General features: G+C 62.5%; 14 protein-coding genes and 2 pseudogenes. 6 read left to right on the top strand and 10 right to left on the bottom strand.

Annotated elements, in window-relative coordinates; translation table 11 throughout:
• Positions 1-2 precede the first annotated feature (2 nt).
• Together K5Q02_RS13245 and K5Q02_RS13240 are read left to right on the top strand one after the other, a co-directional pair.
• Positions 3-1,106: a WD40/YVTN/BNR-like repeat-containing protein gene (locus K5Q02_RS13245; RefSeq protein ID WP_225831202.1), complete on the top strand. Its 1,104-nt coding sequence runs from the start codon at positions 3-5 to the stop codon at positions 1,104-1,106.
• Positions 1,096-3,502: pseudogene (locus tag K5Q02_RS13240) on the top strand (efflux RND transporter permease subunit). Before K5Q02_RS13245 ends, K5Q02_RS13240 begins: the two are co-directional and overlap by 11 nt.
• Positions 3,503-3,572: 70 nt before the next feature.
• Here K5Q02_RS13240 and K5Q02_RS13235 read toward each other — a convergent pair.
• The 6 genes from K5Q02_RS13235 to K5Q02_RS13210 are packed head-to-tail and all read right to left on the bottom strand — an operon-like array spanning position 3,573 to position 9,000.
• The gene (locus K5Q02_RS13235; protein ID WP_225831200.1) at positions 3,573-5,516 is read right to left on the bottom strand and encodes a response regulator; all 1,944 of its coding nucleotides are present in this window, start codon (positions 5,514-5,516) and stop codon (positions 3,573-3,575) included.
• Complete coding sequence (locus K5Q02_RS13230) at positions 5,506-6,381, bottom strand: sensor histidine kinase (protein WP_225831198.1); 876 nt, start codon at positions 6,379-6,381, stop codon at positions 5,506-5,508. Before K5Q02_RS13230 ends, K5Q02_RS13235 begins: the two co-directional genes overlap by 11 nt.
• Positions 6,374-7,384: an ATP-binding protein gene (locus K5Q02_RS13225; RefSeq protein ID WP_225839680.1), complete on the bottom strand. Its 1,011-nt coding sequence runs from the start codon at positions 7,382-7,384 to the stop codon at positions 6,374-6,376. Before K5Q02_RS13225 ends, K5Q02_RS13230 begins: the two co-directional genes overlap by 8 nt.
• On the bottom strand, positions 7,381-7,785 hold the full coding sequence (locus K5Q02_RS13220; RefSeq protein WP_225831196.1) for an anti-sigma regulatory factor: 405 nt from the start codon (positions 7,783-7,785) through the stop codon (positions 7,381-7,383). The genes K5Q02_RS13225 and K5Q02_RS13220 overlap by 4 nt, the downstream gene beginning before the upstream one ends.
• The gene (locus K5Q02_RS13215) at positions 7,782-8,144 is read right to left on the bottom strand and encodes an STAS domain-containing protein (protein ID WP_225831194.1); all 363 of its coding nucleotides are present in this window, start codon (positions 8,142-8,144) and stop codon (positions 7,782-7,784) included. Before K5Q02_RS13215 ends, K5Q02_RS13220 begins: the two co-directional genes overlap by 4 nt.
• Before the next feature lie 4 nt (positions 8,145-8,148).
• The gene (locus tag K5Q02_RS13210) at positions 8,149-9,000 is read right to left on the bottom strand and encodes an STAS domain-containing protein (protein WP_225831192.1); all 852 of its coding nucleotides are present in this window, start codon (positions 8,998-9,000) and stop codon (positions 8,149-8,151) included.
• A 344-nt stretch (positions 9,001-9,344) separates the two neighbouring features.
• Between K5Q02_RS13210 and K5Q02_RS24600 the strand changes: the two are divergent.
• Positions 9,345-10,097: pseudogene (locus tag K5Q02_RS24600) on the top strand (MCP four helix bundle domain-containing protein); the annotation flags it as partial.
• Positions 10,098-10,151: 54 nt separating this feature from the next.
• Entirely contained in the window at positions 10,152-10,991 is an 840-nt protein-coding gene (locus tag K5Q02_RS24595) for a methyl-accepting chemotaxis protein (protein ID WP_442964003.1), read from the top strand.
• A 54-nt stretch (positions 10,992-11,045) separates the two neighbouring features.
• Here the strand turns inward: K5Q02_RS24595 and K5Q02_RS13200 are convergent, their stop codons facing one another.
• From K5Q02_RS13200 to K5Q02_RS13190, 3 genes are all read right to left on the bottom strand, one after another.
• On the bottom strand, positions 11,046-11,690 hold the full coding sequence (locus K5Q02_RS13200; protein ID WP_225831188.1) for a cytochrome c oxidase assembly protein: 645 nt from the start codon (positions 11,688-11,690) through the stop codon (positions 11,046-11,048).
• A 12-nt stretch (positions 11,691-11,702) separates the two neighbouring features.
• Entirely contained in the window at positions 11,703-12,302 is a 600-nt protein-coding gene (locus K5Q02_RS13195) for an SCO family protein (protein ID WP_225831167.1), read from the bottom strand.
• A 118-nt stretch (positions 12,303-12,420) separates the two neighbouring features.
• Entirely contained in the window at positions 12,421-12,978 is a 558-nt protein-coding gene (locus K5Q02_RS13190; protein ID WP_225831165.1) for a RipA family octameric membrane protein, read from the bottom strand.
• Here K5Q02_RS13190 and K5Q02_RS13185 point away from each other — a divergent pair.
• Both K5Q02_RS13185 and estP read left to right on the top strand, forming a co-directional pair.
• Positions 12,965-13,111: a hypothetical protein gene (locus K5Q02_RS13185; protein WP_225831163.1), complete on the top strand. Its 147-nt coding sequence runs from the start codon at positions 12,965-12,967 to the stop codon at positions 13,109-13,111. The genes K5Q02_RS13190 and K5Q02_RS13185 overlap by 14 nt on opposite strands.
• Before the next feature lie 170 nt (positions 13,112-13,281).
• Positions 13,282-15,126, top strand: a complete 1,845-nt coding sequence (gene estP / locus K5Q02_RS13180; protein ID WP_225831162.1) for an esterase EstP — start codon at positions 13,282-13,284, stop codon at positions 15,124-15,126.
• A gap of 107 nt (positions 15,127-15,233) precedes the next feature.
• Here estP and K5Q02_RS13175 read toward each other — a convergent pair whose 3' ends face one another.
• Positions 15,234-16,400: a zinc-dependent alcohol dehydrogenase gene (locus K5Q02_RS13175; RefSeq protein WP_225831159.1), complete on the bottom strand. Its 1,167-nt coding sequence runs from the start codon at positions 16,398-16,400 to the stop codon at positions 15,234-15,236.
• Positions 16,401-16,423 lie beyond the last annotated feature (23 nt).

Here is a 16,423-nt window from a genome sequence, read left to right as displayed (position 1 = left end):
CGATGCAACGAATCCTACTTGGCGGGCTCACCCTGGCCTTGTGCCTGAGTGTGGCCAGCGCCAACGCGAATGATCAGGCAGTGCCGACCGAACCGCTGCAGCAACCGGCGTTGCACAGCCAGTTGGCCCAGCGTTCGCTGATGCTCGACGTGACCCATGCCGGCGATGCGCTGGTAGCGGTTGGCGAGCGCGGCTTCATTCTTCGTTCCGAAGATGGCGGGCAATCCTGGCAACAGATGGAAGCACCAGTCAGCGTCACGCTGACCCGCGTCACCTTCCCCACTGCCGAACAGGGCTGGGCAGTGGGCCACGCTGGCGTGGTGCTGCACAGCAGTGATGGCGGACGCAGCTGGCGCCTGCAACTGGATGGTCGGCAGGCCGCGCAATTGATCCAGGCGGCGGCGCAGAAGCGCCTTGCAGCCGAGCCTGGCGCGGCCAGCGAACGCCGCGTGGCAGATGCCCGCAACCTGATCGCGGACGGCCCGGACAAACCCTTCCTGGCCGTGCATTTCTTCGACGACCAGCGCGGCATCGTGCTGGGCGCTTACGGCCTGGCATTCGCCACCAGCGATGGCGGCGCGACCTGGCAGCCTATCGACGAGCACCTGGACAACCCCGGAGCGCTGCACCTTTATGACATCCAGGCCAGCGGCGACAAACTGTTCATTGCCGGCGAGCAAGGCCTGCTGCTGCGCTCCGACGATGGTGGCGCCAGCTTCCAGGCCCTGCAGTCACCAGCCAGTGGCACCCTGTTCGGCCTGGTTACCAGCGGCCAGGGCGACCTGCTCGCCTTCGGCCTGCGCGGCAAGAGCTATCTCTCCAAAGACGCCGGCGAAAGCTGGAAAGCCATCGCCAATGCGCAACCCATCACCCTGACCGCCGGTACGCGACTGAGCGACGGCAGTGTGCTGCTGGTCGATGAATCCGGGCGCCTGCTGGCCAGCCAGAACCCACAAGACGGCTTCGTCACCACCACGCTCGACGAGCCGACCTACCTCACCGGCCTGGTCGAAGTGGCCGGTGGCGGGCTGGTGCTGAGCGGCGCCCGCGGCGCGTCGCGCCTCAACCTCGATGCCCTGAACCGGAGCGACCCTCGTGAACAGTAAAGCCACCGCCCCCCAGAATGGCAGCGAGAACGCCACCAGCCTGTTCGACCCGCACTCGGGCGGCCTGCCTGAGCGGCTGCTGTTCAGGTACCGGCAGATCATCATCGTGGTGTGCCTGCTGTTCAGTGCCGCACTGGCCTGGCAGGCACAGGATCTGCGCCTGAGCGCCGCCTTCGAGAAGATGATCCCGGTCGGTCACCCCTACATCGAAAACTACTTCCAGTACCGCGGCCAACTCGGCGAAGGCGGCAACACCCTGCGCATCGCCGTGCGCAGCAACAACGGCAGCATCTATGACGCGGCTTACCTGGAAACCCTGAAACAGCTCAACGACGAGCTGTTCCTGATAACCGGGGTGGATCGCCCCTATATGAAATCGCTGTGGACGCCGGCCACCCGCTGGATCGGCGTGACCGAAGAGGGCTTCGACGGCGGCCCGGTGATTCCCGAAGACTACGACGGCTCGGCGGCGAGCATCGAGCAGGTACGCCAGAACGTCGAACGCTCCGGGGAGATCGGCCGCCTGGTCGCCCCCAACCTGCGCTCCAGCGTGATCATCCTGCCGCTGCAGGACGCCGCCACGGCCGGTTCCGACAATGCCCTGGACTACCGAACCCTGTCCAAACAGCTGGACGACTTGCGTGCCAAGTACAGCAACGAGCAGACCAGTATCGCCATCACCGGCTTCGCCAAGGTGGTCGGCGACCTGATGGATGGCCTGGCACTGATGCAGCTGTTCTTCGCCGGCACCTTACTGATCTGCGCCCTGGTGCTCTACTGGTACACCCGCTGTGTACGCAGCACCCTGCTGGTACTGCTCTGCTCGGTGATCGCCGTGGTGTGGCTGCTCGGCTTGCTGGCGACACTGGGTTACAACCTCGATCCCTACTCGATCCTGGTGCCGTTTCTGATCTTCGCCATCGGCCTGTCCCATGGCGCGCAGAAGATGAACGGCATCATGCAGGACATCGGCCGTGGCGCCGACAAGCTCACCGCGGCGCGGCTGACCTTTCGGCGCCTGTTCCTGACCGGTGCCATGGCGCTGCTGGCCGATGCCGTGGGCTTCGCCGTGCTGATGATCATCAACATCCCGGTGATTCAGGATCTCGCCGTCACCGCCACCATCGGCGTGCTGGTACTGGTGCTCACCAATCTGGTGCTGCTGCCCGTGCTGCTCTCCTACACCGGCGTCAGCAAGACCGCTGCGCGCCGCGAGGCAGTGGCCGAGCAACGCGCGATCAGCGACGAACTGCAGGGACCGTCAGGCACTGTGGGCCTTTCTCGACCGTTTCACCCGCCCCGGGCGCTGGAGCAACGGTGCTCTGATCGTCGCGGCTGTACTGGCCCTGGGCGGCTTCGCGGTCAGCCTGCACCTCAAGGTTGGCGACCTCGACCCGGGAGCCCCTGAGCTGCGTGCCGACTCGCGCTACAACCAGGACAACGCCTTCATGGTCAGCAACTACGCGGCCAGCAGCGACAAGTACGTGGTGATGGTGAAAACGCCGCAGTACTACTGCGCCAACTACGAAACCCTGGTCAAGGTCGATGCCCTGGAAGCGCGGCTGCAGCAACTGCCCGGGGTGGTCTCCACCACTTCCCTGGCAGCGCTCAGCAAACAGGCCGCCGCCGGCATGAACGAAGGCAGCCTGACCTGGTACGAGATTCCCCGTAACCAGGGCCTGCTCAACGCCATCATCACCCGTGCACCACGGGAGCTGTTCAACCAGAACTGCGACCTGCTGACCATCAACGTGTTTCTCGCCGACCACAAGGCCGACACCCTGACCCGAGTGGTCAATACCGTAGAAGCCTTCGCAGCAGCGAACGACAGCGACAGCCTGCAGTTCATGTCCGCGGCCGGTAACGCCGGTATCGAGGCGGCCACCAATATCGTCGTGAAGAAGGCCAACGTGCAGATGCTGCTGATGGTCTACGCGGCGGTCACCCTGCTCTGCTACATCACCTTCCGCTCCTGGCGTGCGGTGGTCTGCACGGTGCTGCCGCTGATGCTCACCTCGATTCTCTGCGAGGCACTGATGGTGGGCCTGGGCATCGGCCTGAAGGTCGCCACGTTGCCGGTGATCGCGCTCGGGGTGGGGATTGGCGTGGACTACTCGCTGTACATCCTCAGCGTCACGCTGGCCAACCTGCGCCAGGGCATCCCCTTGTCACGGGCGTATTACCTGGCGCTGCTGTCCACCGGCAAGGTGGTGGTACTGACGGGCATAACCCTGGGCATCGCCGTGGCCACCTGGGCGTTCTCGCCGATCAAGTTCCAGGCGGATATGGGTATCCTGCTGGCCTTCATGTTCATCTGGAACATGCTCGGCGCGCTGATCCTCACCCCGGCGCTGGCTAGGTTGCTGCTTTCCCGGCAGGCCGTTAAAGCGGCTTGAGCAATACGAGGCCGAACCCGCTCGCTGGCAGGAGCCAGTGAGCGGGTCAATCATGCTTGCAGGCGGGTGGTCAACTGTCGGGAAGCGAGCGACGCACCTTGTCGAGCAGCTCGCTCATCTTGAACGGCTTCGTCAGCAGCTCCATGCCGCTGTCGAGGAACACCTGGCGATTGATGGCGTTCTCGGCATAGCCGGTCATGAACAGAATCGATAATGCAGGGCGCAGCTTGCGCGCCGCTTCGGCCAGTTCGCGACCGTTCATGCGCGGCAGCCCGACGTCGGTCAGCAGCAGGTCGATGACCGCATCGCTCTGCAAATGGGCCAACGCAGTCTCCACGTCTTCGGCTTGAGTGCAGCGGTAACCGGCCTCCTCCAGCACTTCGCAGACGAAGGCCCGCACCGTGGCCACGTCTTCGACGATCAGTACATGCTCGCCAGCGCCGCGCTGCTCAATCTGTTCAGCATCGTTCTCGATGACGACCGGCTCGCTACTGGCAGGCAGCATGATGGTGACTTCCGTACCACGCCGGGTCGCGCTGCGAATGCTTGCGTTGCCGCCGGACTGGCGAGCGAAACCGTAGATGGTCGACAGCCCAAGGCCAGTGCCCTGCCCCACCGGTTTGGTGGTGAAGAAGGGATCGAAGACCTTGTCGATTAGCGCGTGGTCGATACCACTGCCATCGTCGCGTACCGATAGCGCGATGTAGATGCCGTCAGCCAGGTTTGGATCGCCGCTGGAGTGGGCGGTGTAAGTGCTGACCCAAATATTGCCGCCATGAGGCAGCGCATCCCGGGCGTTGATCACCAGGTTGAGCACGGCGTTTTCCAGCTGGCTGGGGTCGACCAGGGCGATGGCCGGTTTGCCGGTCAGTTCCAGGGTCAAGGTGATCTGTTCGCCGATGGTGCGCACCAGCAGCTCTTCCAGCGAGCGCACACGTTCGTTTACGTCGACGGCGCGGTTGTCGAGGGGCTGCTTGCGGGCGAACGCGAGCAACCGATGAGTCAGCGCAGCCGCACTCATCGCCGAGCTCAGCGCAGCCTCGGTATACAGCTGCACACGGTCGAGACGTTGTTCAGCAACCCTTTTCTGAATCAGCTCCAGGCTGGTGATGATGCCGGTGAGCATGTTGTTGAAGTCGTGGGCGATACCACCGGTGAGGTTGCCCAGCGCTTCCATCTTCTGCACCTGCAGCAACTGTGCTTCGGTGCGGGCGCGTTCGGCAACTTCGCGGGCCAGCCTGCTGGTGGCGTCGTCCAGTTGCGCCAGGTGCAGGCGCTCGCGGCGACGGTGCTCGGTGACGTCTTCGACGAACACCAAACTCAGTTCCGGGGTGCGGTACGGTGACACCTGCCACTCGGTTTCCCGGGTTTCGCCCTTTACTTGCATGTTCAACGAGCCTTTCCAGCGCTCACCGGCTTTCAAGCGCAGGCGCAACTCATCGAGCAGCTCACTCTGGTCAGCGGTAAAGCACTCGCTCAACGCCTGGGTATCGTGGTTATCCTGGGTCAGTTGAGCAAAGGCATGGTTGCACTCGTGGATCTTGAAGCTCGAATCGAGCACGGCAATCGGCGCCGAGACGTTGGCGAAAATCTCTCGAAAACGCGCTTCGCTTTCCCGCAACGCGTGTTCGGTATCACGTACCCGCAACAGCGTGCGCAGGGTCGCCAGCAGTACGTCAGGGTCTACAGGGTGCACCAGATAGGCATCGGCACCGGCCTCGAGGCCGGTGATGATGTCGCCTGTCTGGATCGACGCCGCCGACACGTGGATCACCGGCAGCAGCGCCGTACCTGGTTCGGCGCGCAGAATGCGGACGATATCGAAGCCACTCATGTCCGGCAGGTTGACGTCGAGAATCAGCGCGTCCGGCGACTCGTTGCGGATCAGCTCCAGCCCGTCGCTGCCGGTGCCGGCCTCCAGCACCCGATAACCATGCTGCTCAAGGCGCCTGCGCAAGGCATAGCGGGTAGCAACATTGTCATCGACGATCAGCAAGCGCAGATCAGGCTTCATCGGGGGCTTCCTGGGCAATCGCCAACGGGATGATCACGAAGAACACCGACCCGACGCCCGGCTCGCTTTGCACACCGACCTCACCACCGAGCAATGCCGCAAAGCGTTTGCACAGGGAAAGCCCCAGGCCGGTGCCGCGCAGGCGTTTCTGCAGCGGTGAGTCGACCTGAGAGAAGTCTTCAAACAAGGTGCCGTGCAGCTCGGGCGCGATGCCGATACCGGTGTCGCTGACCGCGAAGCGCACCCGGTCGGTGCCCTCCAGGCGAGCGGATACCCGCACTTCGCCGCGGGTGGTGAACTTCAGTGAATTGGCGATGAAGTTACGCAGAATCTGCGCCAGCTTCTTGTCGTCGGTGAACAGCCGCGGCAAGCCCACCGGCTCCTCGAAAATCAGATCCACGGCGCTGGCATCGACGATTGGCCGGAACATGCCGCGTAGCGCCGAGAACAGGTCGAACATATCGAACCAGGCTGGCGAAATGCTGATGCGCCCGGCCTCGATCTTGGCCAGGTCGAGCAGGTCGTCGACCATGTCGCTGAGCTCGCGCGCCGCCGTGCTGACGAATGCCACCTGGCGGTGCTGCTCAGCGCTCAACGGACCGTCCAGCTCGTCGGTGAGCAAGCTGGTGATGCTCAGGATCGAGCCCAGCGGCGTACGGAATTCGTGGCTCATGTAAGACAGAAAGCGGCTCTTCAAGTCCGATGCCTGGCGCAACTCGTCGGCCTGGTTGTCGAGTTCGGCATACAGAGCGAGCACACCCTGGTTGGTTTCATCGAGCTCTTCGCGCAGCGCAGCGCTTTCGCCTTGCAAGCGGGCAATCAGAGCGGCCTGCTCGGCGTGGGTAAGGTCAGTGGGCTCAACCATGAGCAGCCTCCAGGGCAATGACCACGACGGTGACATCGTCACGGCCGCGGCAGAAATCTCGGTGCAGCACAGCGGCGATCACGGCAGGATGGCAATGCACCAGACCGGGATAGTCTTTCAGGTTCCAGCGCGACTGCAGGCCGTCGCTGTGCAGAATCAATAGCTGGCCGTTGATCTCGTCAAAATCGAAAGGACGGGCCTTGCGGTATTGGCCACCGACGATGCCTGGGTGCGATGCCAGCCCACGGGACTTCTCGATGCTGATCAGCGTGGCGCTGATATTGCCGACACCGACAAAGCGCAAGGTGCCGTTGTCGAGCCGTGCCTGGGCGATGGCCACCGCACCGCCACGTGTGCCGTTCATGGCGTGGTGGAGCTCTTCGAGCAGCATGACCGAATCGCTGAACGGCGCCAGCGCGAAGGCACGCTCTCCAGCCAGCGCGGCGCGCTCGGCTTCTTCACCGTGGCCAAGCCCGTCGATGACCAGGGCGCTGATGGCGCCGTCCTGGGCAGCCAGGTGCCAGACGTCACCGCAGGCCGGGTCGTCGTGGAGCGAATGCTGGCTGACGCCGAAGCGCCAGTCCGGCCGTTTGTCCGTGCGTGAATAGAAGCGTGCCAGCAGCACCGCACCGCGCGCATCGGCGTACACGTCGAACACCTCTGCCTGCCGTGAGACCGCGCCAAGCCCGATGCCTTGGGTGCCGCCGGTGGAATAGCCATCAGCCAGACAGGCGTTCAGGTCGAAGCCCTGGCCACGATCCACGGCGAGCACCTCGATGCCAGCGCCGCTCGGGCGTGGTACCACCCGCAAATGCAGCTCACCGTGTCCGGCATGCTTGAGCAGGTTGCTCGCCAGCTCGGTGGTCACCAGGGCGACACGGCCGGCATCGGTTTCATCGAAGCCCTGCTGCTCGGCCAGTTTCTGCGCGGTGCGCCGGGCATGACCCACCTGGCTGTTGTCGTCGATGGGCAGAACCTGGGTCAGGCTGCCGCTGATAGTCATGTCCATCGGGTGATCGTGATTCGCGTGCCTTCACCGGGTGCGGTGTCCAGTTCGAATTCGTCGACCAGACGCTTGGCGCCGGTCAGGCCGAGACCAAGGCCGTTACCGGACGTCCAGCCATCGGTCATCGCGAGCTTCAGGTCGGGAATGCCGGGGCCTTCGTCGCGAAAGGTCAGGCGCAGGCCAACCCGGGCGCTGTCTTCGAGCACCTGCCAATCCATGTCACCGCCGCCGCCATAGACCATGGTGTTACGCGCCAGCTCGCTGACCGCCGTGACCAGCTTGGTCAGGTCGATCAAGCGCATGCCGCACTCGGTGGCCAGCTTGCGTGCGGTCTGGCGCGCCAATACCACGTCCTGCTCGATGTTGATCGGTTGGGTACCGCTGCTGCGTACGATCATTGTTGAGCTACTCGTTCCCGCAGCAACTTCATCCCACGATCAACGTTCAGCGCGGTGCTCACGCCCGGCAAGGTCATGCCCAGTTCCACCAAGGTGATCGCCACCGCAGGCTGCATGCCGACCAGCATGGTTTCGGCATCCATGATCTTCGACAGCCCGGAGATGGTGCCGATCATTCGACCGATAAACGAATCGACCATGTCCAGCGCGGAGATGTCGATCAGCACGCCACGGGCCGATGTCTTGCTGATCAGTTCGGAGAGATCGTCCTGCAGGGTCAGGGCAAGCTGGTCATGCATGTCGACCTGAATGGTCACCAGCAGGAACTCGCCCATCCGCAAAATCGGAATGCGTTCCATGGCCTCAGACCGCTTTGCTGAGGCTGACGCCCAGGCGGCTCAGGGCCAGCTTCAGCGCATCGGCCAGGTTGGCCTTGGTCACTACGCCCTGTAGGTCGAGGCCCAGGTGCACGATGGTCTGCGCGATCTGCGGACGTACGCCGCTGATGATGCAGTCAGCGCCCATCAGGCGAATCGCGGTGACTGTCTTGAGCAGATGCTGAGCGACCAGGGTATCGACGGTCGGCACGCCGGTGATGTCGATGATGGCGATTTCCGAGCCGGTGTCGACGATACGTTGCAGCAGAGACTCCATCACCACCTGGGTGCGTTGCGAATCCAGGGTGCCGATCATCGGCAGCGCCAGAACGCCATCCCACAGTTTGACCACCGGCGTGGACAGCTCCAGCAACTCTTCCTGCTGACGCTTGATCACCGACTCGCGGGATTTCTGGAAGGTGCGGATGGTATGCAAACCCAGGTTGTCGAACAGCTCGGAGACTTCCCACTGCTGCTGAGCGAGCTCTTCGGGCTGGTCACGGTACTGGCGCTGCAGCAAGGCGAACAGCGGGCCCTTGAGGGCGAAGATGAAGCTGGCGGCCTGGTGGGAGTCATGGCCGAGCAATGCGCGGCTGGACGACAGGCGTTCCAGGAACTGGCGCACGTCTTCCCAGCTGGCGGCGGCGATGTTGGTACCACCAGCGTTTTCGAGCCCGGCGATGGTCAGTTGCAGAAACTCCGCGGTCTGCTGCTGCAGATCCTGCTCCTTGAGGTTGCGAGTCGAACCGCTCGCCTCCAGGCCCCTGGCCCACTCATTGAGCAGTTGTGCCTGATTGTTCTTGATAGCCTCGATGGTGCCGATCTGCAGTGCTGCCATGTGCCATTAACTCCTGAACGAATACGGATCGATGCCGAACTTACCGCTGTTAGACAGTGACAGGAGGGGTTCGGGATAGTTGGAGATAGTTTTACGCCACGCATAGTACGAGCAAATCATCCCCATAAAGAAGGGGTAAATAGGCGCAGAATGACATCATTGCCTGGTGCACTGAGAATCGCTCCGCAATCCTTTTCGAGCAAGGCTACCAAGGCAGTACTGACAGGCTCTGGCTGGGCCATTGCGGGTGTTCGGCGGCCCGCCGAACGGTAGGTATGTCATGGCAGCATGAAATCATTAGTGCCCGTATACTGGCGCCACTCCAATGACATGGAACAACACCCATGCGCCTCGACACACTGACACTCAAAGCCCGCCTGATCATCGCAGTCGCCATTCCCTGCATCGCTCTGATTCTGGTCGCCGTGACCAGCCTCAATAGCATGTCCAACATGCAGAAAGAGGCCAGCGCGCTTTACCTCAATACCTCAGCCCCTATGCGCGCGATGGCCGAAGCCGCCTCGCGGATTCCGCGCATGCGTGTGGGCATCGACATGATGCTGCTGCAGGACACTGCGCTGCGTGACGAGCGTGGGGTCAAGACCCGAGTGCAGGAGGCCCTCAACGAGGACATCCCCGGCATGCGCACGGCTATGCGCAATGCGGTCGAGGCACAGGTGAACCCTGAGCGCAGGGCCCAGGCGCAGCGGCTGCTCGATCAGTTCGAGACCATGCTCAGCGGTGAGCTCACGCCCATGCTGCAAGCCCTTGATGGCGGCGACATGGCCAGGGCCCAGCAGATTTATCGTGACCAATACGCAAAGAGCTACGGCGCCATGCGCCTGGGTGCCAACGAGCTGCTCGATGCCCTGCTGCAGCAGGCCGAACAGCAGAACCAGCGCAGCACCAACAACTATGAGCAAGGCCGCGTCCAGCAGCTGACGATCATCGTGCTCGGCCTGCTGGTGTCGTTCATCGCCTCCTGGCTGATTGTCGCCAACCTGCGCCGCCGGGTGTCCATCCTGCAGAGCAGCCTGGGCAACGCCGCCGACAACCTGGCGCTGAACGCGCGTATCGAGCTGAGTGGCAGCGACGAGCTGAGCGACATCGCGCAGAGCTTCAACCGCTTTCTGGCCAGGGTTCACGGCATCATGCAGCAACTGGCCGGCAACTCGCGGGAGCTGTCCAACATGGCTCGCGAAGTGGCCGAACGCGCGCAACTGACGCAAAGCAACTGCACGGCCCAGAGCGACCGTACGGTGCAGGTGGCCACCGCCATCCACGAGCTGGGTTCGACGGTCAACGAAATCGCCGGCAACGCCGAGAATGCGGCCCGCGTAGCGCGCGAAGCGACCGAGCATGCCAATGGCGGGCGTGAGGTGGTGGATCAGGCCAACCGGCAGATCGATGCACTCAGCGGCGAACTGGAGCAGGCCTCCAAGGTAGTAGGCGCGCTGGCCGGGCAGATAGACGCGATCAGCTCCACCCTGGGCACCATCCGCAGCATTTCCGAGCAAACCAACTTGCTGGCCCTCAACGCCGCCATCGAAGCTGCCCGTGCTGGCGAGCAAGGCCGCGGCTTCGCCGTGGTCGCTGATGAGGTGCGTACCCTGGCCAGCCGCTCGGGTGCCTCCACCGAGGAAATCCAGAAGGTCATCGACCGCTTGCAGAGCGAATCGCGCTCGGCCGTCGAGGCCATGACCAAAGGGCATCAGCAGAGCGAGCGAGTGGTCGAGTACGCCGCCAAGGCGTCCGAAGCTCTTGCGCAGATCAACGGGCATATCAGCCAGATCAGCGATCAGAACATTCAGGTCGCCACCGCCACTGAAGAGCAGTCTTGCGTGGTCGAAGAGATCAACCGCAACGTCGAGCAGATCAACCAGTTCACCCAGGAAACCACGGTGATCGCCGATCAGTTGAATCAGTCCAGCATCAATCTGCAGAGTCTGTCCAAGCAGCTCGACGAGCTGGTGGGCAACTTCAAACTGTAAGTTGCGCCATCAAGAGCCACCGCCAGGCGACTACTGGCGGTGGCTTTTTTTCATCTAGACCCTGTCATCGCCCGCCGTCGACAGCAAGCGCGCGCCCAGCGCCACCGCACCGCCCAAATAAACCACGCCACTCCAGGCGGCCATCAGGATGCCGCCAAAACGCTGATCGTCCAGTTGCTCGAAACCGAACGCGCCCAGGCACAGCTCGGCGGGATAGATCAGTTTGGGCGCCATGATCAGCATTACACCAAGCATGGTCATGTGCGCGAAGGTCAGAAAGAAGCCGAACATCGCCGCGGCCACACCACGCCGCGACTGGCTGGCGAAACCCAATAACCAGACACCCAACCCCACAGCCAGGAAGCTCGCCTGCTGGGCGACGAATGCCCACACATTGAGGGCCGCCGCTTCGTGCAATAGCGGCGCGTGCCAGCCCCACACCACCAGCATCTCGGCGAAGAACACCAGAAAGGTCCAGGTACCGATATGGCGAAGGTTGTCCACGCGCAGCCCCGAGCGCGCCAGGCCGATGGCCAGTAGCGGTGCAGCCAGCGCCACGACCCCGAGGTGCAGCAACATATGGGCGGAAAATGCCGTGCGGCTCATGGCCGGTAGCGGCCCCAGCCAGCAGGCGGCCAGCACCACGAAACCGAGCAGCAGTGGCCAGTTGCGCGTGCGTCGCTTCGCATGCTCATGCATGTTGGCAGCCACTTAGCGCTGGCCGATGGCGCTGGAAATTTCCTGCACCATCACCTCTGTAGGCATTCGCTGGGAGAACAACTCGGCGAGCTCACCGTCCGGCGCCATCAGGTAGATCGAGCCGGTGTGATCGAGCATGTAGGTATCGCCCATCGGCACCTTCTCGAAGTACACGCTGTAGGCATCGGCGACCTGGCGGATCTGCTCGGCACTGCCGGTCAAGCCAAGGATGCGTTCATCGAAGAACGAGGTGTAAGCCGTCAGCACCTCCGGCGTGTCGCGCTCGGGGTCGAGACTGATAAACAGTGGCTGAACCTGATTGGCTTGTTCACCGAGGCCATCGAGCACCCTGGCCATGTGCACCAGGGTGGTCGGGCAGATATCCGCACAACGGGTGAAGCCGAAGAACACCAGCAGCCACTGGCCACTGAAGGTTTGCTCGCTGACAGCCTGGCCGTGCTGATCCTGCAACTGGAAAGGCCCACCAACCCGAGCGCCCTCGCCAATCGCGGCGGCTACCGGAGTGCGGGCTGGCCACAGCTGATACGACAGTGGCAACGCGGCAAGCAGCAGCACGATGGCGACGGCACTGGCGATCCAGGTGCGTTTCACGGTGCGGTGCCCTCCTCCAGTGTCAGCGCACGGCGAGTCCGTGCGCTTTCCTCGAGCTAATGACCGCAAGCCAGCCAGGGGGTGCAGGCAAATGAGTGTTACCGGGCACTGCAAGCCTTCACAGTTTGGCCGTGGACGACAACTGCAGCCACAGCGAGAACAGGCCTAGCGCCGCCCAGAAGACGGTGAACAGCCAGGGTGAACGCAGCGAGAACCTCAGGGATTTGTAGTAACGCTCTTCGCTGGACTCATGTTCACTGAACAGCGGCGACTCGTCGTAGGCATGGCCGAACTTCGGCTCGCTGTGCAACAGCTGCTGTTGTTTGAAATGCCAGTGGCCAATGATCGCCGACGAAGCCCTGATGCCAGGCCAGGCATTCAACGAACTGACGATCCCCAGCAGCGCCAGCATGGTCGGCACCACCAGAGTGAACAGATCGCCCCAAGACGGATTCGAATTGGCCATGGAAGACGCATAGGCGATCACCAGAAAGGATTGCGCAGCCAGGTAGGCGTTGGTTCGATCGGCCAGCAGGTTGGTTTCGTACTGAATTTCCCGGCGGTAGAAGTCCAGACGCTCCTTGGGCGTTCCGAACATCAGGGAATCGGATACTTCGGTTGTTTCGCTTACTTCGGCTTCCGGGGTTGGATCAGCGGAAGAGATGATTCTGGACACAGCGGTTACCACGATATTGCGCATTCAAAAGACGCAAACCCTGGAACGTTTCCAGCGCTTGCGTGAGTTCACTACTGGCCTGCCGAACATCAGCACCAAGACCAAGACCGCGCATATCTGCAGTTGCGCGTGAGATATGGAGACGTTTGTCCAGGGATCGGTTCGAGAATGGGGATGAATGGTCGGCCGGCAGGCCATCAGCGAAGCAATCGCACGATGAAAAGCCACGTGCTTCGGGAGCTATTCAGGCGAACAGTGGCTACATTTGTCGAGCGGTTCACTCCAATAATAAAAGGACTCGCCATGAAACGCTTATTGACCCCACTGGCGGCTGCCTGTCTGCTGGCCGGCGCATCTTCCCTCTCTGCCGCGCCGTATAGCGCTCTGTACGTATTTGGTGACAGCCTTGCCGATGCAGGGTGGTTTGCAGATCCCAATGGCCCGGCAGGCGCGACAACTCGCTTCACCAATCGCACCGGCCCGACCTACCAGGATGGCAGCGGCGAAATCTACGGCCAGGTATCGCCCATGCTACTCGGCGATGCACTTGGCTTGTCAGGCCCCGGCTTGGGCTCGGCCAACACCGTGGACGGTGGCAACAACTGGGCGGTCGGCGGCTACCGGACCGATCAGATCCTCAATGCCATCAGCGGGCCTGGCGGTTATCTGCAGTCCACTGGCGGTCGAGCCGACCCCAACGCGTTGTACTACCTGACGGGCGGCGGCAACGACTTCCTACAGGGCCAGGTAGTCGATGGGGCCAGTGCCCAGGCTGCAGCGGGGCGTCTGGTGGATAGCGCCGAGGCGCTACAACAGGCGGGGGCGCGTTACATCATGGTATGGGTACTGCCGGATCTCGGGCTGACACCGAACTTTTTCGGCACTCCCCTGCAGGGCCAGGTGAGTGCGCTAGGGGGCGCTTTCAACGCTGAGCTGGTCAGTCAACTGGCGACGCTGGATGCCAACGTGATTCCGCTGAATATCCCGCTCAACCTCTCCGAGATCGTCAGCGACCCTGGCCGCTACGGTCTGGTCGCTGATCGCGCCACGGTAATCGGCACCTGCTTCGCCGGTTGCAGCAACCCCAATCCCATTTACGGACTGAATGGCAGTACACCGGATCCGACGAAGTTGTTGTTCAACGACGGCGTTCACCCGACGATTGCTGGTCAGCGCCTGATCGCCGACTACGCCTACTCGCTGCTCTCTGCTCCATCGGAAATCACCTTGTTGCCGGAAATGGCCCTGGGCACGCTGCGCGGCCATCAGGATCAGTTGCGTGCTCAATGGCTGGCTGATTGGGAGGCCTGGCAGGACGTCGGTCAGTGGCGAGTCTTCGTCAACGGAGGCGGCCAACGGCTGGAATATGACCGTCACGATGGTAATTCCGATGGCAATGGTTACAGCCTAAACCTCGGCGCCAGCTATCGCCTCGACGACGCCTGGCGCGTTGGCCTGGCGGCCGGGCTCCACGAACAGAATCTCGAGGCCGGCGCAGCGGATTCCGACTACAACTTGCGTAGCTACATCGGTACGGCCTTCGCTCAGTACCAGAAAAACCGCTGGTGGGGCGACCTTTCCGCCAGCACCGGGCGACTGGAATATGATGACCTGAAGCGCAAGTTTGCCGCTGGCCCGGCCACCAATTCGGAGAAGGGAGATACCGACGGCACACTTTGGGCCGCCAGCGGCCGTTTCGGTTATGACATCGCCCAGCCAGGCAGCCAATGGCACCTGAGCCCCTTCATCAGCGCCGACTACGTACATATCGATGTGGATGGCTATGCCGAGAAAGGCCAGCGCTCGACTGCACTGGGCTTCGACGACCAGACTCGCAAGTCCAAGCGCCTGGGCGCTGGTCTGCAGGGGCTCTACGACTTGAGCCCACAGACTCGCGTGTTCGGCGAGCTGGCGGTGGAACGCGAGTACGAGGATGACGCCACTGATCTGCGCATGTCGCTGAACAGCTTGCCGGGGATCGATTTCCAGTTACCTGGCCATCGCCCGGATGACCGCAGCCTACGTGGCCACTTCGGCCTCAGTCATAGCCTGGGCAACGGTCTGTCGCTACGCGGCAGTTACAGCTACCGACACGCCGACGACGAACTTCAACATGGATTGAATCTGTCGGTATCGCTGGATATCTAACGCCGAATAGGGATTCTCTCAGCCTTTAGACCCGCGACCCCGTGTCGATTGGTGGCCATCACACACAGCGTGCGATGGCCACCACTGCCCCTCCTTCTGATACCCACCTACGGCCGAAGAATGACCTTGCGGCAGTCTTCTTCCTTCTTGTCGAACAACCGGTAACCCTCGGCTGCCTCGGACAGGTTCAGGCGGTGGCTGATGATGATTTCGGGTTTCAGCATGCCACTCTGGATACGCTCCAGCAGATCCGGCAGCAGGCTGTGAACATGGGTCTGGCCCATCTTGAACGTCAGCCCCTTGTCGAACGCGTCACCGAACAGGAAGCCGTGAATAAAGCCGGCATATACGCCCGGCACACTCACCGTACCGCCGCGCCGCACGGCAGCGATGCATTGGCGCAAGGCCTTGCCGCTGCTGCCTTCCAGCTTGAGCTGGGTCAGCAGGGTTTCCGTGGCGCTGCCCTTGGCTTCGAAACCAACCGCGTCGATTGCCGCATCGACGCCGCGATAGCCTTCGGTCTGCTCGATGATGGCCTCGGCCGGATCGTCGATCTTGTCGAAATTGATCGGAATCACCCCATAGGTCGCTTCGGCATAGACCAGACGATAAGCGTGGTGATCGACCATGAAAATCTGCTTGGCACCGAGCATCCGCGCACACGCCGCGGCCATCAGGCCAACCGGCCCGGCCCCATAGATGGCCACGCTACTGCCTTCGCCGATACCGGCATTGATCACCGCCTGGTAGCCGGTCGGCAGGATGTCGGAGAGGAACAGCACGCGCTCGTCATCGAGCTCGTCGGGAATCTTGAACGGCCCGGCATTGGCTTTCGGCACCCGCACCAGCTCGGCCTGCCCGCCGGGGATGCCGCCATACAGATGGCTGAAGCCGAACAGCGCCGCGCCTGACGGGATCTGCTTCTTGTTGATGATCGCGCCACGCCCGGTATTGGTGGTTTCACAGGCGGCCTGCAGGTTCATGTCGCAGAAAAAACAACTGCCACAGGCGATCACGAAAGGCACCACCACCCGGTCGCCCTTGCTCACCGCCGTCACGGCACTGCCGACCTCTTCGACGATGCCCATGAACTCGTGGCCGAATACGTCGCCATGCTTCACCCGAGGAATCTTGCCGCGATACAGGTGCAGATCCGATCCGCAGATGGCCGTGGCGGTGACACGCAGGATGATGTCATCCGGCTCTTGAATGACGGGATCCGCCACGTTGTCGACGCGAACGTCGTTGCTGCCGTGATAGGTCAATGCGCGCATGCTGATCTCCAGAGCGAGTGGGT

The sequence above is a fragment of the Pseudomonas sp. MM211 genome (genome assembly GCF_020386635.1).
Lineage (GTDB): Bacteria > Pseudomonadota > Gammaproteobacteria > Pseudomonadales > Pseudomonadaceae > Aquipseudomonas.
Note: the sequence above shows the minus strand (reverse complement) of the source record. Positions and strands in the feature narration are given on the sequence as shown.